The 26,741-nt window shown below is 26.7% G+C and carries 23 protein-coding genes; 10 read left to right on the forward strand and 13 right to left on the reverse strand.

The window, feature by feature from the left end; genetic code table 11:
* Window positions 1-36: 36 nt before the first annotated feature.
* Window positions 37-1,509: a 4Fe-4S dicluster domain-containing protein gene (locus GQX97_RS03235; RefSeq protein ID WP_157150512.1), complete on the reverse strand. Its 1,473-nt coding sequence runs from the start codon at window positions 1,507-1,509 to the stop codon at window positions 37-39.
* Window positions 1,510-1,820: 311 nt separating this feature from the next.
* Between GQX97_RS03235 and ald the strand changes: the two genes are divergently transcribed.
* Entirely contained in the window at window positions 1,821-2,930 is a 1,110-nt protein-coding gene (gene ald, locus GQX97_RS03240) for an alanine dehydrogenase (protein ID WP_157150513.1), read from the forward strand.
* 125 nt (window positions 2,931-3,055) lie between these two features.
* Here ald and GQX97_RS03245 read toward each other — a convergent pair whose 3' ends face one another.
* Together GQX97_RS03245 and GQX97_RS03250 are read right to left on the reverse strand one after the other, a co-directional pair.
* A complete protein-coding gene (locus GQX97_RS03245; protein WP_157150514.1) occupies window positions 3,056-4,231 on the reverse strand; it encodes an RtcB family protein in 1,176 nt (391 codons plus the stop codon).
* Between the two features lie 87 nt (window positions 4,232-4,318).
* Entirely contained in the window at window positions 4,319-5,221 is a 903-nt protein-coding gene (locus tag GQX97_RS03250) for a hypothetical protein (RefSeq protein ID WP_157150515.1), read from the reverse strand.
* A gap of 158 nt (window positions 5,222-5,379) precedes the next feature.
* Between GQX97_RS03250 and GQX97_RS03255 the strand changes: the two genes are divergently transcribed.
* The 4 genes from GQX97_RS03255 (at window position 5,380) to GQX97_RS03270 (ending at window position 10,087) form a co-directional block, all read left to right on the forward strand.
* Complete coding sequence (locus GQX97_RS03255) at window positions 5,380-6,057, forward strand: hypothetical protein (RefSeq protein ID WP_157150516.1); 678 nt, start codon at window positions 5,380-5,382, stop codon at window positions 6,055-6,057.
* A 23-nt stretch (window positions 6,058-6,080) separates the two neighbouring features.
* Window positions 6,081-7,445, forward strand: a complete 1,365-nt coding sequence (gene mgtE, locus GQX97_RS03260) for a magnesium transporter (RefSeq protein ID WP_157150517.1) — start codon at window positions 6,081-6,083, stop codon at window positions 7,443-7,445.
* A gap of 75 nt (window positions 7,446-7,520) precedes the next feature.
* A complete protein-coding gene (locus GQX97_RS03265) occupies window positions 7,521-9,155 on the forward strand; it encodes an ankyrin repeat domain-containing protein (protein WP_157150518.1) in 1,635 nt (544 codons plus the stop codon).
* 47 nt (window positions 9,156-9,202) lie between these two features.
* Entirely contained in the window at window positions 9,203-10,087 is an 885-nt protein-coding gene (locus GQX97_RS03270; RefSeq protein WP_157150519.1) for a DMT family transporter, read from the forward strand.
* On the opposite strand, the gene fliD is transcribed toward GQX97_RS03270, so the two are convergent.
* The 3 genes from fliD to GQX97_RS03285 all read right to left on the reverse strand — a co-directional run bounded on the left by fliD (window position 10,084) and on the right by GQX97_RS03285 (window position 13,548).
* Window positions 10,084-12,291 (reverse strand): flagellar filament capping protein FliD, encoded by a 2,208-nt coding sequence (fliD, locus tag GQX97_RS03275; protein WP_157150520.1) that lies wholly within the window; start codon window positions 12,289-12,291, stop codon window positions 10,084-10,086. The genes GQX97_RS03270 and fliD overlap by 4 nt on opposite strands.
* 135 nt (window positions 12,292-12,426) lie before the next feature.
* Complete coding sequence (locus GQX97_RS03280; protein WP_157150521.1) at window positions 12,427-12,852, reverse strand: helix-turn-helix domain-containing protein; 426 nt, start codon at window positions 12,850-12,852, stop codon at window positions 12,427-12,429.
* A gap of 3 nt (window positions 12,853-12,855) precedes the next feature.
* Window positions 12,856-13,548, reverse strand: a complete 693-nt coding sequence (locus GQX97_RS03285; protein WP_157150522.1) for a RadC family protein — start codon at window positions 13,546-13,548, stop codon at window positions 12,856-12,858.
* Between the two features lie 216 nt (window positions 13,549-13,764).
* On the opposite strand from GQX97_RS03285, the gene GQX97_RS03290 reads away from it, so the two are divergent.
* The 3 genes from GQX97_RS03290 (at window position 13,765) to GQX97_RS03300 (ending at window position 15,959) form a co-directional block, all read left to right on the forward strand.
* The gene (locus GQX97_RS03290; RefSeq protein ID WP_157150523.1) at window positions 13,765-14,793 is read left to right on the forward strand and encodes a hypothetical protein; all 1,029 of its coding nucleotides are present in this window, start codon (window positions 13,765-13,767) and stop codon (window positions 14,791-14,793) included.
* A gap of 78 nt (window positions 14,794-14,871) precedes the next feature.
* Complete coding sequence (locus GQX97_RS03295) at window positions 14,872-15,099, forward strand: hypothetical protein (RefSeq protein WP_157150524.1); 228 nt, start codon at window positions 14,872-14,874, stop codon at window positions 15,097-15,099.
* 35 nt (window positions 15,100-15,134) lie between these two features.
* Window positions 15,135-15,959: a pyridoxamine kinase gene (locus tag GQX97_RS03300; protein WP_157150525.1), complete on the forward strand. Its 825-nt coding sequence runs from the start codon at window positions 15,135-15,137 to the stop codon at window positions 15,957-15,959.
* A 9-nt stretch (window positions 15,960-15,968) separates the two neighbouring features.
* Here GQX97_RS03300 and GQX97_RS03305 read toward each other — a convergent pair whose 3' ends face one another.
* Window positions 15,969-18,719 carry a tetratricopeptide repeat protein gene (locus GQX97_RS03305; protein WP_157150526.1) on the reverse strand — a complete coding sequence of 917 codons (2,751 nt, stop codon included), beginning with the start codon at window positions 18,717-18,719 and terminating at the stop codon, window positions 15,969-15,971.
* Between the two features lie 79 nt (window positions 18,720-18,798).
* Between GQX97_RS03305 and GQX97_RS03310 the strand changes: the two genes are divergently transcribed.
* The gene (locus tag GQX97_RS03310; RefSeq protein ID WP_157150527.1) at window positions 18,799-19,842 is read left to right on the forward strand and encodes a glycosyltransferase; all 1,044 of its coding nucleotides are present in this window, start codon (window positions 18,799-18,801) and stop codon (window positions 19,840-19,842) included.
* On the opposite strand, the gene dnaJ is transcribed toward GQX97_RS03310, so the two are convergent.
* The 6 genes from dnaJ to GQX97_RS03340 form a co-directional block, all read right to left on the reverse strand.
* On the reverse strand, window positions 19,837-20,967 hold the full coding sequence (gene dnaJ, locus GQX97_RS03315; RefSeq protein ID WP_157150528.1) for a molecular chaperone DnaJ: 1,131 nt from the start codon (window positions 20,965-20,967) through the stop codon (window positions 19,837-19,839). The genes GQX97_RS03310 and dnaJ overlap by 6 nt on opposite strands.
* 68 nt (window positions 20,968-21,035) lie before the next feature.
* A complete protein-coding gene (locus tag GQX97_RS03320; protein ID WP_157150529.1) occupies window positions 21,036-21,323 on the reverse strand; it encodes a DnaJ domain-containing protein in 288 nt (95 codons plus the stop codon).
* Between the two features lie 75 nt (window positions 21,324-21,398).
* Complete coding sequence (locus tag GQX97_RS03325) at window positions 21,399-22,091, reverse strand: YoaK family protein (RefSeq protein ID WP_157150530.1); 693 nt, start codon at window positions 22,089-22,091, stop codon at window positions 21,399-21,401.
* Window positions 22,092-22,176: 85 nt separating this feature from the next.
* Window positions 22,177-22,593, reverse strand: a complete 417-nt coding sequence (locus tag GQX97_RS03330) for an META domain-containing protein (RefSeq protein ID WP_157150531.1) — start codon at window positions 22,591-22,593, stop codon at window positions 22,177-22,179.
* Window positions 22,590-23,000 (reverse strand): META domain-containing protein, encoded by a 411-nt coding sequence (locus tag GQX97_RS03335; RefSeq protein WP_157150532.1) that lies wholly within the window; start codon window positions 22,998-23,000, stop codon window positions 22,590-22,592. The genes GQX97_RS03330 and GQX97_RS03335 overlap by 4 nt, the downstream gene beginning before the upstream one ends.
* Before the next feature lie 135 nt (window positions 23,001-23,135).
* Window positions 23,136-24,734, reverse strand: a complete 1,599-nt coding sequence (locus tag GQX97_RS03340) for a peptide ABC transporter substrate-binding protein (RefSeq protein ID WP_157150533.1) — start codon at window positions 24,732-24,734, stop codon at window positions 23,136-23,138.
* Between the two features lie 158 nt (window positions 24,735-24,892).
* On the opposite strand from GQX97_RS03340, the gene GQX97_RS03345 reads away from it, so the two are divergent.
* Window positions 24,893-26,740 (forward strand): GerMN domain-containing protein, encoded by a 1,848-nt coding sequence (locus GQX97_RS03345; RefSeq protein WP_157150534.1) that lies wholly within the window; start codon window positions 24,893-24,895, stop codon window positions 26,738-26,740.
* The last annotated feature ends 1 nt before the right edge of the window (window position 26,741 follow it).

Genomic DNA, 26,741 nt, shown 5'->3' on the forward strand with positions numbered 1-26,741 from the left:
ATATGTGCTTAAATTATTGAATGATTAATTATATATTTATTCTTTATTTAATTCTTTACCAGTGGAAGCATATCTTTGTAATTGTACAGTAGCAGCCTTAGGATTTTTCACAACACAAGGACCTCCCACACAACCGCCATTACAAGCCATAACCTCAACCAAATTTGGAGTATCATCACTAACAGGAGTCTCTCCAGACTGTACTTTACCGTAAGCTCTTAACTGCTTCATCCCCTCTTTATCAAGCCCATTAATAACAGCAGCTTTTAAATTTTCAGGATGTTTTAATCTTATTTTAACAGCCTCAGCAACTCCGCCGCTCATAGCATATTTTCTTCCAGAAGCAGTAGGAATAACCCCTATATCTAAATCAGGCTCTTTGGTAACATCAGTACCCGTAGCTATAAATAAAGCATCAAGCTCTTCCATAGATAAACAATAATCTACCAAATCATCATCAATACTCTCTCTTCTTTTAGCAAGGCAAGGTCCTATAAATACATTAATAGCATCAGGATCCTCAGCATGCATCATTTCAGCAGTGTAATGCATAGGAGTTTTTGTCTCAGATACACAAGGAATTAATTCTGGAACATGTTTTCTAACAGCCTTAACATAAGCAGGACAGCAAGAAGTAGTCATTAATTTATCTCCCCTCTCCATTCTCTCCTCAAACTCAGCTGCCTCTCTGTCAGAAGTAACATCAGCTCCCAAAGCTACCTCCCAAACTTTATTAAATCCTATATTTAATAAAGCACTTTTTAATTGACCCGGCTTAGCATTAAACTGTGAAGCTATAGCAGGTGCATACATTACATTAACTTTTTTATCTTCTTTTAAATGTTTAAGTACATCCAAAAGCTGTCCCTTATCCATCATAGCACTAAAAGGACATTCTCTCATACAGTTGCCGCAGAATATACATTTATGATAATCTATTACCTCTTTTCCCTGCTCATTTTTATTAATAGCACCAACAGGGCAAGATTCTTCACATGGCACAGGTATATATATGATTGCATGATAAGGACAGTTTTTTAAACATAATCCGCAGTTGATACATTTACTGCTATCTATATAAGCTCTCTTTTCATCTAATATAGTAATAGCATTCTTAGGACAGTTCACCATACAAGGTCTAGCCAAACAAGCCTGACAAGCATCTGTAACCAAAAAGTTAGCTCTAACACAAGCATTGCAAGCCTCATCAAGTACAGTAAGCATAGGCCAAGTTGGTTTTTCTCTCTCTAATGCCAATTTAGCATATTCTGATAAAGGTATGCCGCTATCTTCTTTACCTTCAACACTTATACCTAATCTTGCCATAATCCTGTTTTTTATTATCTCTCTATCGTGATGAATACAGCATCTTATTGATTTGCTATCTCTCGGTATTATTTCTATAGGCATCCTATCAATTTCTTCTATCAATCTATCTTCTATAAAAAGCGTAGCTATTCTCACTAAAATATCTTTTTTTAATTGAGCAGCATTATTATTAATATTCATATACACTCCAATTATATATTTTTGCACAATTATATACTTAAACAAGTATTTTTTCAAGTTAAAACTAAATTAATAGTACAAAATAAGTATAAAAAAGAACAAATAATGAAAAAATAATTACAAATAACAAATATATCACAAAATAAAAATTATTTATTATCTTATAAGAACATTAAAACATATAATAAAACATACAAATAAGCATTTAATATTTTTTTATTAAACTCCTTGACAACGAATATAAAAAAAACTATATTATTTATGTGCTTTTTTAAAGCCAAATTATTTTATTATTATTAAAGGAGCTTTTTATGCTTATTGGATGTCCAAAAGAAATAAAAAATCAAGAATACAGAGTTGGTTTAACACCATCGAATGCTGCTGACTATATATTACATGGAAACAAAGTAATTATAGAATCTGGTGCAGGAGTTGGTTCTGGATTTACAGATGAGGAATATAAAAAAGTTGGAGCGGAGGTAGCTGATAAAAAAAGAGTATTTGAAGCGGATATGATAATAAAAGTAAAAGAGCCTATAGAAGAAGAATATGATTATTTCAGAGAAAATCAAATATTATATACTTATCTTCATTTGGCAGCAGATAAGCCTCTTACAGAAATGTTATTAAAAAAGAAAATTAAGGCAATTGCTTATGAGACCATGAAAGATGAATTTAATCAATTACCTTGTTTGGCACCTATGAGTTGTATTGCTGGAAGATTATCAATTCAAGAAGCAGCTAAATATTTGGAGAAAAAATTTGGAGGTGAAGGCGTATTATTAGGAGGAGTTCCCGGCGTACAAAAGGCAAATGTTGTTATACTTGGTGCTGGGGTCGTTGGGCTTAATGCCGCACAAATAGCTATGGGAATTGGTGCAAATGTTTCAATTACTGATATTAACATATCAAGGCTTTCTTATATAGATCAAATATTTAATATGAGAATAAATACATATTTTAGTGCTCCTTCTACATTAGAAGAATTATTTAAAAATGCTGATGTTGTTATAGGAAGTGTATTAATACCCGGTGCAAAAGCTCCTAAGCTTTTAAGAAAAGAACATTTAAAAATTATGAAGAAAGGTGCTGTTATAGTGGATGTAGCAATAGATCAAGGAGGATGTTTTGAAACCTCTCATCCTACCACCCATGATGACCCTATTTTTATTATTGATGATATTGTACATTATTGTGTTGCCAATATGCCTGGTGCTGTAGCTAGAACTTCAACTATAGCTCTTACTAATTCTACAACTCATTATGGTATAATGTTGGCAGAAAAAGGATTAGAAGGAATTTGTAAAACTAATAATACACTACTTACAGGACTAAACACTTATGATGGAAAATGTACTTTCAAGGGTGTAGCAGATGCATTTGGTTTAGAATATGTTGAACCTTTAAAAGCATTAAAATAATATATAAAAAATAAATTATAAAAAAGCAGGGATTTTTTATTTTCTCTGCTTTTTTAAATTCAAAGTTTTAATAAAAATATATTTAACTATTTATATTTTATATATAATTAATTTGTTTTAAATAATTAAGAAGTTGATTTTATATTAAGAATAGGCTTTAATCTATCTATAATTTTTACTGTAGGATATATTAATTCTTCTATTTGCTTAGGATCTTTATAAGCTTGTGGAGATTCATCTAAAGTATTTTTGCATACACTGCTTGAATAAATTCCTTTCATAGATTCTATAAACTCATTCATATCTAATTGCTTTTTTGCCTGCATTCTTGATAAAACTCTGCCCGCCCCATGAGGTGCTGAATAATTCCAATCTTCATTACTCTTTCCTTCGCATATCAATATACCGTCTCTCATGTTAAAAGGTATTATCATCTTTTCATTTTTATAACTTCTTATAGCACCTTTTCTTATGATAAAATCTTCAAAATCTATAAAATTATGTACCGATGAAAAAGCATCTTCTATCTTTATATTTAATAAATCTTTTATAATTTGAAGCATTGTTTCTCTATTTATTTTTGCATAATATTGTGCTATTACCATATCAATTAAATAATCAAACATTTCTTTATCTTGTAAATAATACTCTTCATTATTTTTAGCTATTTTAGCATGATATCGGCAAACTTGATTACCGAAATTCCTAGAGCCCGAATGTATAGTTATATAATAATCATTATTTGAGGATTTACCTATTTCTATAAAATGATTTCCCCCTCCAAGAGTGCCTATGGAGTTATAGAATTTTTCTAAATCTATATCTACTTTTTTGCATAGATTTTCTATATATTCATTATCTATTTCAAAAGCCTTATAATTTGTATTAAATTTTTTATTATAATTAATTATAAAATTCCTTATGAGTTCATTGAGTTCTTTAAAATTAAAAAGAGTATTAAAACTTTTTTTATGAGTGCTTTGTCCCATTGGAATATTTTGTTTTATAGTTTTATCAATTTTTTCTAATGATATATCTTTTATTTCATCACTTAATTTTGAAGTAAGCATTCCACAGCCTATATCAACACCTATATGAAAAGGGTTTACTCTGTCAGTAAGAGGCATTGTAAAACCAACAACTATTCCTTTGCCCAAATGAGTATCAGGCATAATTCTTATCTTTACATTTTCACTGGCTTTTTCATTCAATATTTTATACAATACAGAATAAGATTCTTCGTCAATATTATAAGTGAAAATTTTGCAATCTTTATTATATTTTCCTTTTAGTTCTATCATCAAATATAATCCTATATTATTTTTATATCATATATACAAAAACTATACTTCAAAAACAAAAGTATTTTTTATAGAATAATTTTTTTATTAGAAAAGTAAACTTATCTCCATCCCTATTTTATTTTCATATCCAAAATAACTAGAAGCTCCTCTAGGTCTGCCAAATCCATATTTTAAAGCAACTGTAAATCTATAAAACTCTACACCTACCCCAACATTAACATATCCATGCCAAGGCTCTTTTATAAGTCCTAAATTATCTTTCTTATCAAGTATAGCCCCTCCATTAATACCAGCTATAAAATTAATAATATCTTTATAAATAGGTAATCTATAATCCAAACCAGTATGCACTCTAAAAAGCTGAGGGCTGTTTCCTAGAGCATTATAAGATAATTCTGCTCCCAAATATACAGTAAAACCTTTTATATAATAATATGCCGCAAGAGAAGCAAACTCATAGCTGCTTCCGCTTCTAATCTTATAATCTCCCTTAAATCCATCAACTAAATGTGTAGATTGATGATATACAGGAATAAATCTTATTTTCATATTGATACCTGCAATATTTTGAAGCCACAAATCTGTAAATAAAGCAAACTGCCCAAAAAAATCATAAACGTCAAAAAGACCTGTATTCCTGCCTAGTATAGAAATTTCCATTCCTGCTCCCATACCTACAGAAAAATATTTGTTTCTATAAAACATTATCTCAGTAGCAAGTCTTCCCTCTATATAAATAGAAACAGATTTAAAATCCCAATTAGCAGTATTGTCTATTGCCGTTAAAGTTTTATGAACATCAAAATTCTTAGCAAAAAGCAATCTTCCTATAAAAGCCCTCGGATCCTGCCATCCAACATAATATTTATCAACATCATAAATACGAAAAGGATTAGTAAAACTATAATCGTTAGATACTCCATTTTGCGAATATAATAAAAAATAAAAATTTAAAAAAAGTATTGTAATGATATATATTCTTTTCATGATAAAACTAAGCAAAAATTAATATTAATTTATTTTAAGCTATTTTAATATAATAAAAAATTTTTAACAAGTTTTTTAATAATAAAAAATAATTAATTTGACATTATATAGTTTTATTATATATTAATATATACATCGCTATTTAGAGAGAGTGTTTTATGAAAAAATTATTCGTGTTATTCTTAGCAATATCTATAATAACTTCAACAGCATTTGCAAGACATGGAGGCGGTGCTGCTTTATTTGTACCTCTTACTGGAAGTTTTGCTTTTACTGATATAAGAACTTCAGACGGAAAAAAAATTGATTCATTAAAATCTTCCGGGGCTTTTGATTTTGGAGTATTACTTCAGCCCGGATATTTTTATGATTTCTCTGGACTAATTGGTTTGGATGTACTTGCTGATATTGGATATTATAGAAGTTCTTACAACTTTAGAGATACTGCTAATAGCGGAAGTATGGTTTCATATAATTTTGATACTTTAAATCTTGGTGCTATGGTAAGGGTGTCAATTTTATTCTTATCTTTAGGAATAGGATCTGGTGTAAAGTTGCCTCTTCAAGCAAACATTCAATATGCTGATAATAAAATTACTTACAACTATGATAAAATTAAAGAAAACTTTCATAATGCTTATATACCATATATAAAATTCACAATAGACTTTAGGTATTATTTAAATAGTTTCTCAGCATTATCAGCTGGATTATATTTTAATTATGACTTTAACATAAACCAAAAAATGCCAAACTATTCAAGATACAATATATCTTCATTTGATTTTGGTTTTCAAGTAGGTGCTTATTTAGTAGGTTCTAGTGATTATTATTAATAATAATTGGAAAAATAAAAAATATGCTAAAAGAATTATTATTACCTGAAATAGAAGACCTAATAGAACAAAATCAATGGGAGGATATTAGTGAAATATTATCCCTATGGCAGGAAGCAGAAACTGCAGATTTAATTACTTCTATAAAAAAAAATGAAGATAAAATTAATATATTTAAAACTCTTCCAAAAGAATATTCTATAAAAGTTTTTCCAGAGTTAGTTTCTATAGATCAGCAGCATATTATAGAAAGTATGACTGATGAGAAAAAAAAGGAATTACTTGAGAATATTAGTCCAGATGACAGAACTTCATTCTTAGAATCTATAGATGAAGATATGTCTAAAAATATATTAAAACTACTTGGAAGCGAAGAGAGAGAAATTGCTTCTTTACTCTTATCATATCCAGAAGGCAGCATTGGACGTATGATGACGCCTGAATATATAAGCATAAAGCCTGACTGGACTGTTGAAGAGGCATTTGAATATGTTAGAAGCAATATAGAAGATGCAGAAACTTATACTACAATATATGTACTAGATAACAAAAGAACTTTAATAGGCTCTATTACTTTGAGACAATTATTTTTCAGCGGACAAAAAGTACTTATACAAGATATAGTTAATAATTGTCCATATATATTGGCATATGAAGATAAAGAAAATGCAATAGAAATTATAAAAAAATATAACCTCCATTCATTAGCTGTTATAGATAATAAACATTCTATGGTAGGAATTGTAACTGTAGATGATATATTAGATATTGCAGAGGAAGAATATACAGAAGATTTCCACAAAATGGCTGGTATCACTTCTGATGACAATCAATTTGATGATAATTTAAAAATCACTCCTATATTTACAATGTACAAAAAAAGAATATTATGGCTTTTAGCTTTGGTATTTGTGAATTTATTTTCAGGCGGTGTTATAAGCATATTTCAAAACACATTACAAAAGCATATAGTATTAGTTGCATTTTTACCGTTACTCATAGGAAGCGGCGGTAATGCTGGAAGTCAATCCGCAACTTTGGTTATACGCTCTCTTGCAATAGGAGATGTTGTATTAAAGGACTGGGTATATTTACTCTCTAAAGAAGTATTAGTCTCTTCAATATTAGGATTAAGTATGGCATTTGGTGCTAGTATACTAGGTGTTATAAGGGGAGGTTTTGAAATAGCAATAATAGTTAGCATATCTATGTTTAGTATAGTTTTTATTGGAAGCATTATTGGTTTAACTTTGCCTTTTATATTAACAAAATGCAAATTAGACCCTGCTATAAGCGGTGCTCCAGTATTAACTTCTATATGTGATATTGCTGGTGCGGGCATATATTGCTCTATAGCTACTATAATTTTTTATATGTTAGCTAAATAAAAAAATATTGTAATTTGATGTTTTTATAATATATTATATAATATAAAATGAAATAATAATAAGGTATATTCATTTATGATGAGAGAAATAGAAATAGAATTACATGAAGCTTCAGCTAATAATAATATTCTTGCTTTAGAAATTTTATTAAAAAATAAAGATATAAATATTAATTTAGAAAATGTATTAGGATTAACTCCTCTAATGCATGCTGCTAAATTTGGATATACAAAAATAGCAGAAATGCTTATAAAAGCAGGTGCCGATATAAATAAGGCTGATAAATTATTTATAACACCACTAATGAGTGCAGCTGCTAATGGTCATTATGATGTAGCAAAACTTCTTATAGAAAGCAATGCTGATGTTAATAAAAAAGATGTTAACAATACAACAGCTTTGCATTATGCTGCTTCTTCTAATCATACTGATATAATAAAACTATTAGTTGAAAATAAAGCAGATATTAATGCTAAAACAGATGTTAATATTACTCCTATTATGTATTCTTGCCAATTATCAAATTATGAGGCTGTAAAATTTTTAGCTGATAATGGTGCTAAACTTGATGACAGTGACATATATGAAGAGAATGTACTTCATTATGCAATATCTAGCGGAAATATAGAAATAGTAGAATATATATTAAACAAGCAGCAATTAGAAATACCAAGATACGCTCTTACAATAGCTTCTATTAGTGGGAATTTATCACTTGTTCATTATATACATTCAAAATTAAAAGATGATAGAAAAGAAAATATATTCTCTAGTGCTTTTATATCGGCAGCACATAATGGGCATTTAGATATTGTTAGGTATTTTTTTGACACATCAAAAAAAGATGCTCCTAAAGCTATAGCTCTAGCCTCTTCTGGCGGGCATAAAGATGTAGTTGAATATTTACTTATGAATAAAATATCACCCAATGGAATATCTGATGAGGGTAAATCGGCTTTAATATATGCTATAGAAACTTCTAATAAAGATATTATTGAGCTTTTAATTAAATATAATGTTGATATTAATATGCCTGATGATGATGATATAACTCCATTAATGCATGCTGCAAGTGTTGGAGATATTGAGATAGTAAAAAAACTTTTAGATAATAATGCTAATGTTAAATTGATAGATAATTTGGGAAGAAATGCCCTTGCACATGCCGCTATGAGTGGAAATATAACAATTATTGAGCTTTTGCTTCATAATGGTTTAACTCTAAAAAACAAAAAAGAAAATATTAGCCTTTTAATGTGGTCTGTAATATACGACAATTTAAAATCTGTTAAATATTTAATACAAAAAGGAATGGACATAAAAGAAAAAGATAAAAATGGCTGGAACCCTTTTATGTTTGCTTGTGCAAAGGGATATACTGACATTATTGAATATGTATTAAAAATATATCCAGACATATTAATAGAGAAAAGTAACAATAATGAAACAGCATTAATGATAGCAGCAGATAATGAAAAAATAGAAATAGTTGATTATTTGCTTTCTAAAGGTATTTGTATTAAAGAAAAAAATGCTGATAATTATAGTGCCTTAGAAATTGCTATAATAAAAAATAACTTTGAGATATGTGAATTAATTATAAACTTTTATAAAATAAATTATCCAAATTATAATTTTCAAAATGAGTATAATCTAGCAAGAGATAAAGGAAACAAAAAAATAATAGATTTTATTCAAAGTAAATTATAAATAAATATTTTTTAATCACAAATAAAAAATAATATATTAGGACTTTTATGATAGATAAAAATAATAAAGAAAAATTGGGAAGTATTGGACTTTTTTTAACTGCATTGATATGGGGATATAGCTTTGTTGCTGTAAAAGTTGTTGTAAATGAAGTAGCTCCATTTTATCTCGTTGGGTTTAGAAATTTTATAGGCGGAGTATTTCTATTTTTAATATTTTTCAAAATTACAAAAACTACAACCAAAAGAGATATTTTATTAAGTTTACCTGTTGGTATAACTTTATTTTTTGGTTTTTGGCTTCAGACTATTAGTGCTCAATTTATAAGTGCATCAAAAATAGCATTCTTTACAGGGGCCTATGTTATATTAGTGCCTTTCTTAACTTGGATAGTATATAAAAAGAAACCTCATGCAGCAGCATTTATTGCGGCATTTATAACATTAATAGGTTTATATTTACTTACATCAGTAGATGGAATCAAAAATATAAAAGCTGGAGATTTATTTGCAATATTATGTGCAGTAGCTTTTGCTGTACATTTAGTATTAATAGATACTATAATATCAAAAGTAAATGGTATAAAAATGGCTTCCTTACAATTATTGGTTGCTGGAAGCATATCATTAATATTAGGTATTATCACAAGAACACCATTTAATTTTTCAGCTCTATCAAATGAAACTATATATTCATTTTTATATTTAGCATTAGGAGCTACTGCAATGGCTTATTTACTTCAAACTGTTTCACAAAAATATGTATCCCCTCATAAAACTGGTATAATATTAAGTTTGGAGTCTTTTTTAGGAGCTTTATGCGGAATTATATTTATGCAAGACGCTATTAATTTCAAAACAATTTTAGGCGGACTTTTAATAATATCAGCAATCTTTATATGCGAAATAGGAAGCAATATTAAAAAAAGTTAATTGCCGTTATTATTTTGGTTTTGCATAGATTCAAGTCTTTTTCTCTCGCGTTCAGCCTGCTGCAATTCTGATTGCATTCTATAGTAGGAAGCTAATCTCTGCTGTCTATATTCCTCTATTCTATCTTTTTCTGCATCCATACGCTTTTTATTATCATCAAGACGGCTTTTTGTCATAGCAATACTATTTTCAACTATTCCCCTAGTCTGTGAATAAGGTGTTACAAAGTCATTCATAGTATAAGCAACTCCAGTGTCTGGTATATCATCTCCAGAAGTATCATTAGCAAATAACTCTTCTATACCGTCCATCTGAGTTTCTATTTTATTCATAAACTTCTCTTCATCTATTTGTAAATAACCTTTTTTTACTACAGACCAATCCTCGCCAGCATTTCCTCTGTTAATACCAATTTGATCTAATAAAGCTAACTCTTCACCATACTCTGTTTCATAAGGAGCTGCTATAATAGACTTAATTCTTTGTGATATATTATTAACTAAAGTATTGCCGCTAAATACACCGATATAATATAATTTCTTTCTTAAAGCCGTGTCAGTAAGCTCAGGGTCAAAAACAACGCCCAATGTATTTGCTAAATCTATCATATCAGTTCTGCTCATAGTCTCTAAACTTTCCATTACATCATTATTTAAAGGTGTATGAGTGGTATCATTAAGTAAATCTATAACATCATTATAAGCACTTACAAAATTAACTATGGCATCCACTACCCCTTCTTTGTTTACTTCTATTGTAGTAGCAAACGCCTCCGGTGTAGGTTTTAAGGCTGTGATATTAAGTCCATCTACAACATCTTTAAACTCATTGCTTTCACTAATTACGTCTATACCATCAACAGAAGCCCTAGCATCTGTAGCCTCAGATATTAAATAATTTGGAGCATCTTCTTCTCTGCCCATATCTTCAACTAATAAATCTTTATAAAAAATATTATATCCTTCATTTTTGTTTATAAGAACTACCTGAGTAATAACATCCCCCTCTTCAAATTGACTTCCTATAGGTATGTTTAATCTCTGCCAGCTAGAACTAATAGTAGGCAAAGCAAAGAATTTTTCAACCTCATCTCCTGCCTTATTAATATATTTAACTCCTATTATCTCAGAATTAAATCCTGTAGCGTCGATTGCTTCTGGTGCTTCAGCTTCAACATCTTTTTTAGCTGCTCTCTCTGCTTCAAGTGCCTCTTTATACTTTTTTATATCCTCAAATGTTCTAGAACTGTCCGCAGGTGATAATCCTTCTCCATAAAGCTCAACATCTTTATATATTACACTATCTATTTTATTGAAAGTAAGCCCCGTATCTGGTATAGATAAATCAACTGTAGGAGGCATTATAGGAGCTTCTTCTTCAACATCATCTAAAGTGTCAGATGCTCTCGCTGTAATTGAAATGGTAATATTCTCATTAGCTTCAGCCTCTCTATGCAAAGGCATTGATAATTTATTTACTCCCTTTAATACAATAAAATCATTCTTTATCATATAATTTGTAGTTAAATTATCAGATTCATCTTTCCATTTATTTATTAAACTTTCATTAAATATATGCCCTAAATATCTATAAGGTCTTCTTGTAAACATATTAAGCTCTTTTAATATGCCAGCATCATCGCTTACAACTTCCACTATATTTTGAGAACCTGTTTTAACTAAGTCTATAGTGAGGACTTGTAGATTTCTTGACTTTTGAGTGATTGTTGTTTTTATTTTTTTACCGAATGCTTTTTCCAAAGTCTTTTGCAAATTAACTAAGCTTCCGCCTGCAAAATCTATAGTATATTCATCATCTGCTACTTTTAATTTTATAGTACCTGCAGGAAGAGTATCATTCATATTATATGCTTTTGAAGAGAATTTCTGGCTATTTGCTAACTCTTTAATTGCTATATCATAAGTGGTTGTGCTTGCAAGCCTATTAGCAGATACAGTAAAATAATCTGGAACACCCTCACCTGTACCAACATAATTTTTAAATGGAGAGCGAAAACCATACAACTCTTTTGAAGTAGTTGTTAATATATTTAATCTGTTTTTTAAATCTTCATAAGCAGATATTTCTCTCTGATAATTTCTAGCATTATCAGCAAGGTTTGAAAGAGTAAGACTTCTCTTATTAACTTCAGCATCTACTGCATTTTTATAAACGTCTTGAAGAAAAGCATCACTAGTAGCCATATATAAAATTCCTCTAATTTCTTATATATATTAAAAACTTAAATACATATAATATGTAAAATATATATTTTCTTATTTAAATATATAAAATATTTCGGTATAATGTTAAATATAGTTAGCATAATATTTGAAAAACTATTCTTCAATCTTTTTTATATCATTTATAATATTATCTATATTTTCCAACTCTTCAACTGAATAATCTTTTAATTTCATAGCAATGGCTAGTAATTTCTTATTTTTTTCTGCATCTGAAATATCCTCATTACAAAGAAGTAAAGATATAGGTATATTCAATACTTTAGCAATCTTATTCAAATTAGTAATAGATATATTTCTCTTTCCAACTTCAACCCCTTGTAAATATTTTGGAGATATTTTTGCCATATCAGCAATATACGATATAGTTCTATTTTGAGATTTTCTTATAATTCGTATTCTGCTTCCTATATCATATAAAAAAGATAGTTCATTATTATCATTGTCAATATTTTTATTTTCATCTTTGCAATCTGATATCATACTCTTGTAAAAATGTCTTTTTAAATTGTGTTTATCCATTTATCAAACTCCTACATTTATGCTATCTTTATATTTATCTAATATTCCATTTTCCCTAAAACTATAATGAAGATTACCTGCTATTATAATATGGTCTAAAACTTTAATATTAACCATAAAAAATGCTTTATATATTATCTCTGTTATTTCAATGTCAGCCTTTGAAGGTTTTGCTATACCAGAGGGGTGATTGTGTGATAATAAAACATAACTAGAGCCTAAAGATAATGCCTTCTCAACTAAATCCCTAGGATAAATAGTAGCAGAGTCTATAGTTCCCCTAAATATTTGTTCTATTGAAATTAACCGTTTATTAATATCCAAACATATTATAGAAAAAGCTTCAAACTTAAGCCGTCCAAACTTTATAACAAGATAATTTATCAAGTCTTTTTTCTTAAGGTCTAAACTATCACTCTTTAAACTATTAATTAAAAAACATTCCAAAAGCATTGGTATATTTTTTAATATAAAAACCTTTTTTGAAGTGATGCCTTTAATTTTTAGAAGTTCTTTTTCATCAGAGTTTACTATATTATACAAATTATGAAACTTATAATAAAGTTTATCTGTTATAATATTTGCATTATTTAAAGATATTCCATTAGAAAGTAAATACGATACTATTTCTTTTTCTTTTTTTAAACTAAGGTTTTCATAATTTGGATTTAAAATAAAATTATCGTCAATAAACATATTATTATATCCTTATTAAAATGAAGTATTACCTATAGTTAAACAAATATTTTTTTAAAATAAGCCAAAATCAAATAAATTAAAACAATATTTAATTCATAATTTCCACTTAAAAAATATATTTATTTATTTTTTTTTGAAACAACAATTAGATAAAATATTGACTTTTTGTATAATAGCTATATCATTTTTTTATATAGAGTTTTGGAGTAAACTATGACAAAGAGACTAATTATTATACTATATGCTATTAATTTATTTTTAATGTCTTGTACATCAGATTCAACATCTCCATTTGATATAGAATATTTTATACTTCTTTTTGGCGGCGGAAGTGTAATAGAAAAAGAAAAAGCTATAACTGACTCTGCTCAAATCTCAGATTTTTTAAATAAACATGAAGGCATATATTATTCAAAATATGAAGATGAAAGCCTTGATTTAAGATATATAATAGAAAATGATAAAATATATACAGGATATAACACAGAAGTAACTGGCACTAGAACATTGTTTGGTACAAAATTGCAAATATATATACCTGGAAAAACTACAGGAACTGGTTATGATAAAAATGATGAAATGTTTACTTTTAATTTTGCTACAAATCAAAATATATATTTATTTGCAAATGCAATATTTCATAAAGATAGTTATTCTATAGCAACTGGATATTCATATAAAATAGGAGAAGCCATTGAAGAATTAAAACAATACAGCGGAAATTATTATTATTATGATTATGATGATACAAAAAAATATTATATACTTATAGATGCAAATGGACAAATATATATAGATGATAATTTAAATATCACATATTCAACTGCATCAATAAAAGATAAAGTACTCACTATTACATACACTAAAACAGGGGAAACTAAAATAAAACAAGAATTACATTTTTATGATGATAAATTAATTTTTGGTAATTCTTGGATAAATGACCAATTACAATATGAAGCTTTAAAAAGATATGATTTATTTAGCCCATATAATGGTACCTATACAGGAAAAGACGGAACTACTGATATAACTTTAACTGTTACATCAAATGAAATAAAATTAAGCACTCTTGGCAGATATGATACTTTTACTCCTGTGATGAGCGGAAACACTTTGATACTTTATCAATACTCTTCTAGGTATCCTACAAAAGAATATAAATTCGTATTTAATAATGATAAAGTAACATATACAAAACCAGATAATGGCGGAACTGTTATACTATATAAACAAAGCTAATTTTTTAATTAAATTATAATTGAAAATTTTATATTATTATGATATTATTTTAATAAGTTATTTTTGGAGAAATATTTAATGAAAAAAATGAGCAAAAATCCTTTTCTTATTGAAGTGGAGAGAAAATTTGGGAAAGATAGTTTTGAATACTCTGCATTTATGCGCGGAAGTAAAAAATTTAAAATAACTAAAGAAGAAATAGATGACAGATATAATTTAACTTTAAAAGAGTTTGCATATTATGCTCAAGTATCTGGTTTTAAAGTATTATCTGATGTAGATAGCTTAATCATATTTAAAGAATAAAATCATAAAATTAAATTAATTAAAAAGCAAAAATAATGAAAGATTGTAATGTACTTCTTATAAATGATATATGTTCTTATGGTAAAGCTTCTCTAACAGTTAATATTCCTGTTCTTTCTGCTTTTGGTATAAAAGTCTCTCCCCTAATAACTGTATTATTATCTAATCACACTGCTTTTGAATCTTTTTGTGCCTTCAATTTAACAGAACAATTGAAACAAATAGTAAATGAATTAAAAAAGAAAGAGGCACAATTTGACGCTTTATATATAGGTTGGCTTGCATCCGATGAACAAGTAGATATAGTTATAGATATAATAGAATATTTCAAAATAAAAACTGTATTATTAGATCCAATATTAGGAGATAATGGCAAATTATATTCTTCTATGACAGAAAAACATATAAAATCCATTAAAAGAATACTAAAATATGCTACAATAATAACACCTAATATCACAGAATTATGTTTGCTTTTGGATAAAGACCCAAGCAAAAAATATACAGAAGAAAATGTAATAGAAATGGCTAAAGAATTATCAAATATAACTTCAGAAAATGTGATTGTAACAAGTGTAGAAAAAGATAACAAGTTCGGTTCTCTAGCATACAATAAAAAAAATAATAATATTACAACAAGTTATTTTGATAAAATAAATATAGCAATGCCGGGTACAGGTGATGCCTTTGCTTCTGCATTATTAGGATATATATTAAATGACTATTCTATAGAAGATGCATTAAAAAAAGCTACTAAATTTATTTACACAGCAATAGAGCTATCTGTAAAAGAAAATGATAATAGAATATATGGCATATCCATAGAAAAAAGACTTAATCTGTTAAAAGATTTATATTAATAAACAAATTTATTTTAATAGTTTATTTAATATATCTTCTATTTCTCTTTCTATGTATTTTTTATCATTCATATCTTTGCCCCAAACAGATTTATTCAATGCTGTTTTATATAATTGCAAAGATTGTTTTAGAAGAGTATTTGTGTTTCTGTCTATATAACTTTCAGCTCTCAATTTATATATTCTAGCAAGTAAAGCATATCCGCTTGCATCATCAGGAAGAAGTGAAATATAATTTAGAGCATATTTCTGTGCCTTGTTATAATCTCTAAAATTATTTAATGCTACAATAGAAGCTCTATAATTTGCAGCTGCCTGATTTTTATTAATGCTAATTATATTCTCATACCCTTCTAGTGCTTCATTAATATTGCCTGTTATTTCATTTACATAAGATATCTGATACAAATAGTCAAGATTATCACCATTAATTAAAACAGCTCTATTAGCATATCTCATAGCAGCATCATTATTTCCAAGTTTAACATTTAATTTTGATAATGCATAATAATCTCTATCAGATTCATATTCATTATTTAAATTAAATAAAGATAAAGGATAAGATGAAACATTAACAATACTATCCACCTTCCAAAGCAAATCCACTTCCATATATTTAGAAGCCCTGTCAAAAGCATTAATAGAATATCCATATAATCTGCTTTTACTATAAATTCTTCCTAATATAGCGTCTTTTGCTCCTTCAACATTAACATACTTAAAAATATTATAAGTCATATCATAAGCACTATTATCATATTCATATGCCAATGATTCTGCTAAAGCTATAACATTATTCATATAAGCAGGTGCTATTCTTAAAACCTCCCTTCTAACTTCAGAAAACTTAACATATCCATTAACATTATTATAATTGCCCATAGAAGCTAAATAAGAATCAATATATATCTTATTTTTTATAGCTATAGCATCATAATTATCTCTATTAATTCTTGTAGCTAAATTAGCAATATTTTTTGATTTTTCATAATCTTTTTGATTATATAAATATGAAGCATAATAACCATATATTATAGAGTTTATCTTTTTTATATAAGGATCTTTAGTATCAATATTTTTAAGTCCATCTATATAATTTATAGCTTCTTCATATCTATCATTTCTTAAATATTCAAATACTTTATCCGTAATAAGAGAAGTATTATATTTTAAATCATCTTCCCAAAATAAAGTAGATTTTATATCTGTGAGGTATATCTCTTTTTGATAATCAGAAATATCGTTTGATTTTACTCTTATACCTAGTAATTCTCTTAATAATAAAACATTATCAATACTGATAGTATTATTATCAAAAGCTGTTTTTAAAAGTTTAATTGCTTCATCTGTAGAGCCTAATTTAGAATAGCTATTTGCAATATACCATAATCTTTTTTGCTCTTCATAACCTTCAAATCTGCTATTCATAATTAAATTAACAACATTAACATATAGCCCCTTATTATATAAATAATCAGCCCTATCAAGAATAAGATTATTTTCAAGAGATTTCATCAATCTAGCAACCGTATTTCTATAAGCATTAATACTAACTAATATATCTCTTGCTTTTTTATAGTCTCTTTTAAATATCAAATATTTAGTGTATTCTATTTTATTTTCATCAGATATATCATATATACCTACAATTTGAGAAATTATTTCATTTGGATAATATAAGTACCCATAATTATAAAGCATATTAGCAAGTGTTTCATATAATCTAGGCTTATTATAAGAATATTTTAGCCCCTCTTCTAATATATTTATAGCCTCTCTTTCTTTACCTTCATACAAAAATATTTGAGCAAGTATAGCATAAGCTTCATCAAAATCTTTATTATTTCTTATAAAACTATTTATCATGCTTTTAGCTTCAGTATAATTTTGAGTTTTAAAATAAGTTTTAGCCAAAGCAAGTTCTATTTCAGGAAAATCTTTTGTATAATTGGAAAGAGAATCTAATTTAATAAATGCATTAGTATAATCATTAGATATTATATAACTATCCCAAATATAAAGCTCTTTCTGAACTGTAGCATTTGATATTTTAGAGTTTATTCTAATTAAATTATTATTATTAGAAACATTTTCTATAAGGGCTACATTATAATTGTTTATGGCATCATCATACTGTTTTTTAAAAATACTAATATCTCCAAAACCTTCGTATCCGCATTCACTGCCATTTTTTATACATAAACTATAATATTTCTCAGCACTCTTTATATCAAAATTTCTTAAAGCAATATCTCCAGCCAAATATAACCAATAATTATCATTATATATTTTATATGCAGATATATAAGCTATTAAAGCATATTCGTATTCATTAATCTTATAAAAGAAATCAGTTATATTAGTATGTACTTCCCTATCATTAATATACCAATTTATAATCTTACTAAAATCTAAAGAAGCATAATATAAATCTCCATGCCTGTAATAAGCAAGCCCTCTCGTATAATAAATATCATAATAATCTTTATAACTTTCTTCTAATAAATTACAAATATTAATAGCTTCATTATATTTTGACTCTTTTATTAATAGTTTAGCTTCATTTAATTTATTTGTAATATCTATTTTTATTTCTTCATTTGCATTATTTAAAAAATCATTTGTAATAATATTAACATTCTCTAAATTAATATCCAAATTTCTATCAGATACAGTTTTTTGAGAATATTGTAAAATATCTTTGGAATATGCCGAAATATATAGCATAAAAATAGCAAGCAGTATCTTTATTAATTTCATAATATTTCCTTACAAATACTGCTATAAATATCGGAAATAATGGTATTATTTTTTAATAAAGATATAAAAATAAATTTATATGAAAGAAATAATAATATTAACATCAAATATCACAATAAAAAATAAAACAAATATATTTATATTGAATTTAATAGAGTTATTATATAAAAAAGGGGTAAAAGTAACATTATATTCAAATAAATTTCCAAAAACTTTTCATGGATACATTACAAAAAAACATCTGTCATTAAAGTTTACAAATATAAAAGAAATAGCAAATCAATCAAAAAATGCCAACGCAATAATAGCTATAGACTATCCGATGAATATAATAGCATACAAAATAAAAAATATGTTTAATAAGATGAGAATAACTTCACCTTTAATAATATGGTATTCAATAAACTTTCAAAAAAATATATATAAAAATAATAATAAAAGAAAATTAAAAGAAGATTATAAAAGTATTTCAAATATAGATATAGTGTTATGTGCCAATGAAAAAACAAAAAACATGTTGGAATATATTTATAATAATAAAGCAATAGAAATTATACGCCCATATTACTCACCATATATTTTTAATAATAATAACAATAAAGAGAATTATATACTCACTTTCTTTAATGCAGAAAACAGCATATATAAATGCACTGCTGCCTACTGTGAATATATAAATAATTCAATAAAAAATAATAAAGAGATATACAAATTAATAATAGTAGGATACAACAAATACTTAGAAGATAATATAAATAAATTAAATATAAAAGACTATGTAGAGTTAGTGGATTATAATTCTAATATAGAAAAGATAATATCAAACGCCTATACAATTTTAATACATAATATAGACGACCCTTTCTATATAGAATTAATATCCTCTTGGAATAATAAACAAATACCAATAATAGATTCTAAAAGCCCATCCGCTGAGATTAGCATAGATAATAAAAATGCTCTAATATATAACTCTCAAAATCCAATATCTTTATGTAATAAATTAATTACACTCATAGAAGATAAAGAGTTATATAATAGCCTTTCATCTTCAATAGAAAATATTCCAAGTATTGAAGATAGTGCAAATCAATTATTAGAAATAATATCAAAAAAATTATAAATTATTTCTGCTAGGTTTTCTCAATTTTGGCTCTTCATTATTTGGAATAACTTTTTTAAGTTCATTAAATAATCTTTTCTCTTCAGAAGATAATTTATTATTAACATCAATATTTACTATAACAAATAAATCTCCTCGAGATGACCTATTAATATGATTAGCACCATTTCCTTTTAACTTAAAAATCTGTCCGCTATTAGTGCCAGCAGGAATTTTTATTTTTACTTTTTTCTTATCTAATGTTTCTATAAATATATCATCACCTAAAGTAGCTTGCACTATATTAATACCCACTTCAGTAATTAAATCAATACCCTCTCTAACAAAATATTGATGCGGTGCAACATGTATATAAAGATATAAATCTCCATTTACACCTCCAGCTATAGCCTCACCTTCACCAGCTATTCTTAATTGAGTATTATCATCAATTCCCTTAGGTATATTAACAGATATAGTTTTAGGCTTTTTAATAGTACCAGTTCCATGACATTTTTTACAAGGTGTAGTAACAATAGAGCCAGTACCATTACATCTGCTGCAAGTTCTTCTCACACTAAAAAATCCCTGAGCCATTCTTACTTCGCCTGTACCATTACAAGAAGGACAAGTTTGAGTTTTTGTACCGGGTTCAGCTCCACTTCCATGACAAGCATCACAAATATCTTTTTTATCTAATTTAATCTCCATCTTTTTTCCAAATACAGCATCTTCAAGAGAAAGTGTAATATCATGTCTTAAATCATTACCTCTTCTTTGACTTCTTGAACCTCTAGAAGAAAATCCGCCTCCAAAAAAAGAACTAAATATATCATCCAAATCCCCAAAACCGCCAGAACCTCCAAACATTTGTGAAAAGTCAAATCCGCCTCTTCCATAAGCATCAGCAAAATCACTATGAACACCTTGAAAACCAAATTGATCATATTGTGCACGTTTCTTCTCATCAGATAATATTTCATAAGCTTCTGTAGCTTCTTTAAACTTCTCTTCTGCTTCTTTATTTCCCGGATTTCTATCAGGGTGATATTGCATAGCTAATTTTCTATATGCCTTTTTAATTTCATCAGCACTAGCTGTTTTATTTACTCCCAATACTTCGTAATAATCTCTTTTGTTTGCCATTTTAACATATCCTCATTAATAAAATACATAAAAAATAAAAGCTTATATATAAAATCAAAAATAAAAAATTATTTTCTTCTCTTACTTCCAACTATTATACTAACGCCTAAACCTAAAGCTGCTAGGCCTGTAATAACATATTTATTGTTAGCTAAATACTTAATATTATATTCCATTCTCTTTTTTTTGTCAGATAAAACATCATAAGCCTCAGTAATCTCTTTAAACTTATTAGCACTAGTATCATCTCCAGCATTTCTATCAGGGTGATATAATTTTGCTAACTCCCTATAAGACTTTTTTATTTTCTCTTCACTTGCAAATATATTAACATTAAGTATTTTATAATAATCCATAAAAATATCCTTAAATTATATATATAAAAACAATTTTCATCAATACAAAAAAATACACAAAAAATTAAACAAAAATTAATTATCAAAAAACATTAAACTCTCAACTATAAGCAATAATCCGCTAGCTATCCATATACTTTTAGTACCTAAAATGTTAGTAAATAAACTACCCAAAAATGCTCCAAACATAAAACATAATAAAATACTTAAATATATAAGACCATTTTTTAAACCTGTTTTATCTTTATTAAACAAGAATTTAAAAAAATTTTCTGAAGCAGATCTCAAATTTCCAGTACACATATTAGTAACATAAGCAAGTCCCTCAACCCTATTAAAAGTTATCATCAAAATACCAGACATAAAAGCTATAAAACTGATAACTAAACTGTCAAATATATCTCTAGGTAAAAGACCAACTACAAAAAGTATAATGGCATTTATTAGTATTACTAAATATTCTAATTCCATTAATTTTTTTTTATTTAATATTTTTTTTATATATAATGCAAACCAAATACCTATTATAAATACAAAAATAGATATTAAATAATGTATAGCCTCAAAGAAATTTCTTTCAGCAATACTCATAGCAAGAAATATAATGTTTCCTGTCTGAGCATAGGCAAATACACCATCTCTTGTAATATAAGTATATGAATCAACAAATCCCCCTATAATACTAAATATTGACGCAATATAAATAGTTTGTGTTGTATGTATTGATTCATTCTTTCTTTTAATGAAAGAGATGAGATTACTTCTCATATAAAAAATATTCCCATAAAATTAATTGCAAATATTATAACATAAAATAGGATTTTTAGAAATATATAAGAAAGAAATTATATATCTAATAAAGTCTTTTAAAAATAAGCTTAAGATCATTATCTAAAGTGTTTATAACTAACTCTTCACCATTAAACTCTATAGATGAAGCGGCTGTTAAATATTTTAAATAATCTTTTTCTTCAGTTATAGCCTCTTCTTCTTCTGATATTTTTGTAACTTCTATGTTTTTTATAAATAAAATATTACCTCTTCTAAGTTCATATTCTCCAAAATATGTATTAGCTCCGCCATAACCGTAAAACTCTGTATTATAAAAAGATATTGTAATACCATTATCTTCAAACATATTCATAAGCTTATAAGTTTTACCTGTAAGTGTGCTAGATGACACTGATAATGATTTCTTAGTGGAGGAACAAGAAAATATTATAAAAAATATAAATATTATAAATATCTTTTTTAAATTATTTTTTTTCATATCTCTTCAAAAACCAAATAATTACTAGAAAGTAATGTGTATAAAGTTAATTTTTTTCCTTCAACCTTATATGAAGTAGCATCTTTTAAAAGCCTTAAGTATTCATCTTCTGCTTTCATTTTATCTTTACTTCCAGACATTAATGTTGTTATTAAATTATATACATTAAAAATATCTCCATCTATCTCATATAAAGATGAATATCTATTAACTGCTGAAAAACCATTTATTTTATTATCATTAAATTCAATTGTAATACCCATCTCTGGATATATACTAACTAATTTAAACTTTCTGCCATCTAATATATCTTTTTTATCTGTTGTATTATTTTCTGTGATTTTGTTTTGCTCTGTAGTAGAACATGAACATATTAATAACAATATAAAAATAAAGAACTTTTTCATAAACATCCAAATAATTATTATTAAATTAATGCAATTATCGGTATTAGTGTATTTATTTTTTATGATACACAATATTTTTAAAATAAAATCCCTTATCCAAAAAAGATAAGGGACTGTAAAATATAATTTAACAATTTATTCTAAATAAGCATAGTGAAATTGATATTCTTGTAATGGAGTTAATACATAATCTTTTAATCTTTTGCTTACCAAAGTTGGATTTGATGGATTGTATATTGGGATAAGCAAATTATCTTCTGCTACTAATAATTTTTCAGCTTTATGCATAGCCTCCATTCTTATATTTTGATTAGCAGTAGATCTAGCAGTTTCTATATATTGGTCAAACATAGCATTACTATATCCTGTAGAGTTTTGACTTCTATAGCTTAAATAATTTTCTAAGAAAGTCATAGGGTCACTATAATCACCAATCCATAAAGTTCTTATAAGCTGATAATCTTTGTCACTTCTCATTTGCTGATAAGCAGCCCATTCTAAAGCAGTTATTTTCAAATCAATACCCAAATTCTCTTTCCACATCTGCTGCACAGCCTCAGCTACCTGCATATAAACCAAATCTGAAGTAGTTTTATATTCTAATACAGGAAAATTCTCACCATTAGGATATCCTGCTTCAGCCAATAATTTTTTAGCCATCTCAACATTATTAGAATAAGCATCTTTAGATAAATCAATATATTCTCCGCCATTTTCTCTAAAATCTCCGCTAACATCATAAGCCCCCACAGGAACCCAAGCACTAGTAGGTGATTTTGCAGTAGGAACAACATTTTCTACTATATAATTTCTATCTATTGCCAAAGATAATGCCTTTCTTATTCTTACATCCTTTAAAACTTCATTAGTAGCATTTATACCAAAAGCAACTGTAGAAAAATATGGAGCTATATTAATTATACCCTCTTCTTTAAGTTTTGCTAAATCTTGCTCTATAATATTAACAGAAAAGTCTAATGAACCATCTTTTATACCAGCAAGTGCTAAAGTAGCATCTTTCATCATCACAAAAGTAATTTTTTCTGGAACAATATTATCTTTATTCCAATAGTTAGTATTTTTAATTACAACTATCTTTTCATCAGGGTTTCTTTCTGTCATAATAAAGGCACCATTACCAATATAGCTTTCTGGGCTTAATGACCATTTATCTCCGTACTTTTCTATTATGTCTTTTCTAACAGGAGCAAATATAGGATAAGTAAGTATATCTAAAAAATAACCTGTAGGAGCCTCTAAAGTTATTTCTAAAGTATAATCATCTATTGCTTTTACTCCAAGTTCTTCTACTGGAAGTTCGCTAGAAAGTATTTTTATAGCATTTTTTATATATTCTACAAATGAAGTATATTCAGCAGCACTAGCAGGATTAGCAGCTCTTTGTAAAGCATAAACAAAATCATTTGCTGTTACATTTAATCCGTCAGACCACTTACCATTCTCTCTCAAATGAAAAGTATATGTAAGTCCATCATCTGAAATATCCCAACTCTCACAAGCTCCGCCTTGCAAATTTCCATTCTTATCTTTAATTATCAAAGTTTCAAATACATGTCTTGGATAAACAAAATCATTTCCAGATAATGTAGGGTCTATTGTCTTTGGCTCTTCCCCAGCATTAATAAACAATTCTTTTGAAGAACGACTTACATTATTTGTACATGAAAAAATTAAAACAGAAATACAAAAAAATAGTAATATTCTTTTTAACATAATTCTCCCCTTCTATATATGGTTAAGTAATAATACTATATTTAGAAATATAATGCAATTAATTAATAATATATTTACTTATATATATAATAAAATTCTAACAGAATTTTCTATTTTTTCGATAATTATAACGATACAATAAAAAATGGAGTTGCAAAGTGCCAAGATATGAGCAATTAAAAGCTAAATCTAAAGGTATATCATATACAAGAAGAACAAGAAGTGAAGATAAAGAGTTTAATTTTAAAAAACCTATAATTATATCGGTTTTATTTATATTACTTGTATCTATACTGTTTACTGTTATAAAAAAATATTCCCCTATGGTAGATATTGCTGTAAAAGATTTTTTTAGCATTAATCACAGAGAAGCTCTCACATTAGAAACAACAGGAAGTGAGAATGAAAACAAAATAAGTTTCTTGGATAATGTACCGCTCTTTAATTTCTTTATAAAATCTAATACAAATGAAACTTTATCAATTATGGCTTATGAAACAAACTCTATGCTCGAGACTTCTGTAAATACAAATACTACACAAAACAACTCTACAATTACAAGAGATTCATTATCTGTATTTTTTAATAATAATAATCAAGATAATAACCCAAACTATATAGAAGAACAAAAAGATAATATAGCAAATGCAGAAGAACAAAATCAAAACAATATAGTTAATGATTCATATAATTATATACAAGAGATGATACAGCAAAATAAAAATCTAGATAATGATAATGCAAAAAATAATAATTTAGAAAATATAACCCAAGTAGAAAAAAAAAATAACTATCTAGAAAAAGTAACTAATTCAATAAATAATAAAACATCTCAGGAAAATAAAAATACTGCTATAGCAAATAATAGCAACATTTCTTCAAGTATATTTTATGATATATTAAAACCAAAAGAAAACACCTCAAGAGATATAAAAACAATGAGACCAGCAACTACTACATATAGCTCAACCCCTCCAAGCTATATGAGAAATAATAATGAACCTAAAGAAAAATATAATACAAATAATTATAATTATTATTTTAGAGGAGACAAAAAAGAAGAGAATAATTATAATTCCAGAGAAAGAGTAATAACTTCAGGAAATGATTCAGTTAAGAAACCACCTGTAAAAAATAATACTCAAGAAGATTATGAAAGATTGGTAGATAGTCTAGTTAATAATAATAATAATAATAATAATAATAATAATATAAGTGAAACAAGAAATAACACTATAGAAGAAACAACATCAAAAAGAGATTTAATAGCAAACTCTCAAACAAGCACAATGCCAAATAATAATAGCATAATAAAAAACAACAATGATTATAATAGAGTGATAAACGACTTAGTTAACCCTAATAATACTGAAAGAGTAATTAAGAACAATGAAAGAATAATTAACAATACTGAAAGACAAATAAATAATAATGTAGTAAGAGAAGAAAACAAAATAATAAACACAAAAGAAAATATAGAAAAAAAAGAAATTATACAAAAAGCACAAAAAGATATAGCAAAATATAAAACTTCAAAAGCAAATAATAGTGTAAAAAGAGATTATTCTAATGAGAGAAGCTTAAAAAACACAAACAATGAAGGAGTGTATTTAGTAGAATATGATGAAAATACAGGCTCTATTACATTAATATTTAGAAAGAGAAACATAGAAAATAACAACTCAATAGAAGAAACAATAAAAACTCTATTAGAGGGTGCTACTGATAATGAAAACAAAAATAATATAATAAGCTGCATCCCTAAAGATACAGAGTTATTAGACATATTTGTAGAAGGTAATACTGTTTATTTGAATTTTAATGAAAGTTTTGAATTTAATCCACTTGGAAATGAAGGCACTATGCTTCAAATATATCAATTAGTATACACAGCAACACAATTTGAAGGTATAGATAATGTTATATTCTTAATAGATGGTAATTTGAATGAAACTATAGGTGCAGAAGGAGCTATAGAAAATATGCCATTTACAAGATTCGAATAAT

The organism is Brachyspira sp. SAP_772 (assembly GCF_009755885.1).
In the GTDB taxonomy this organism is placed as follows: domain Bacteria; phylum Spirochaetota; class Brachyspiria; order Brachyspirales; family Brachyspiraceae; genus Brachyspira.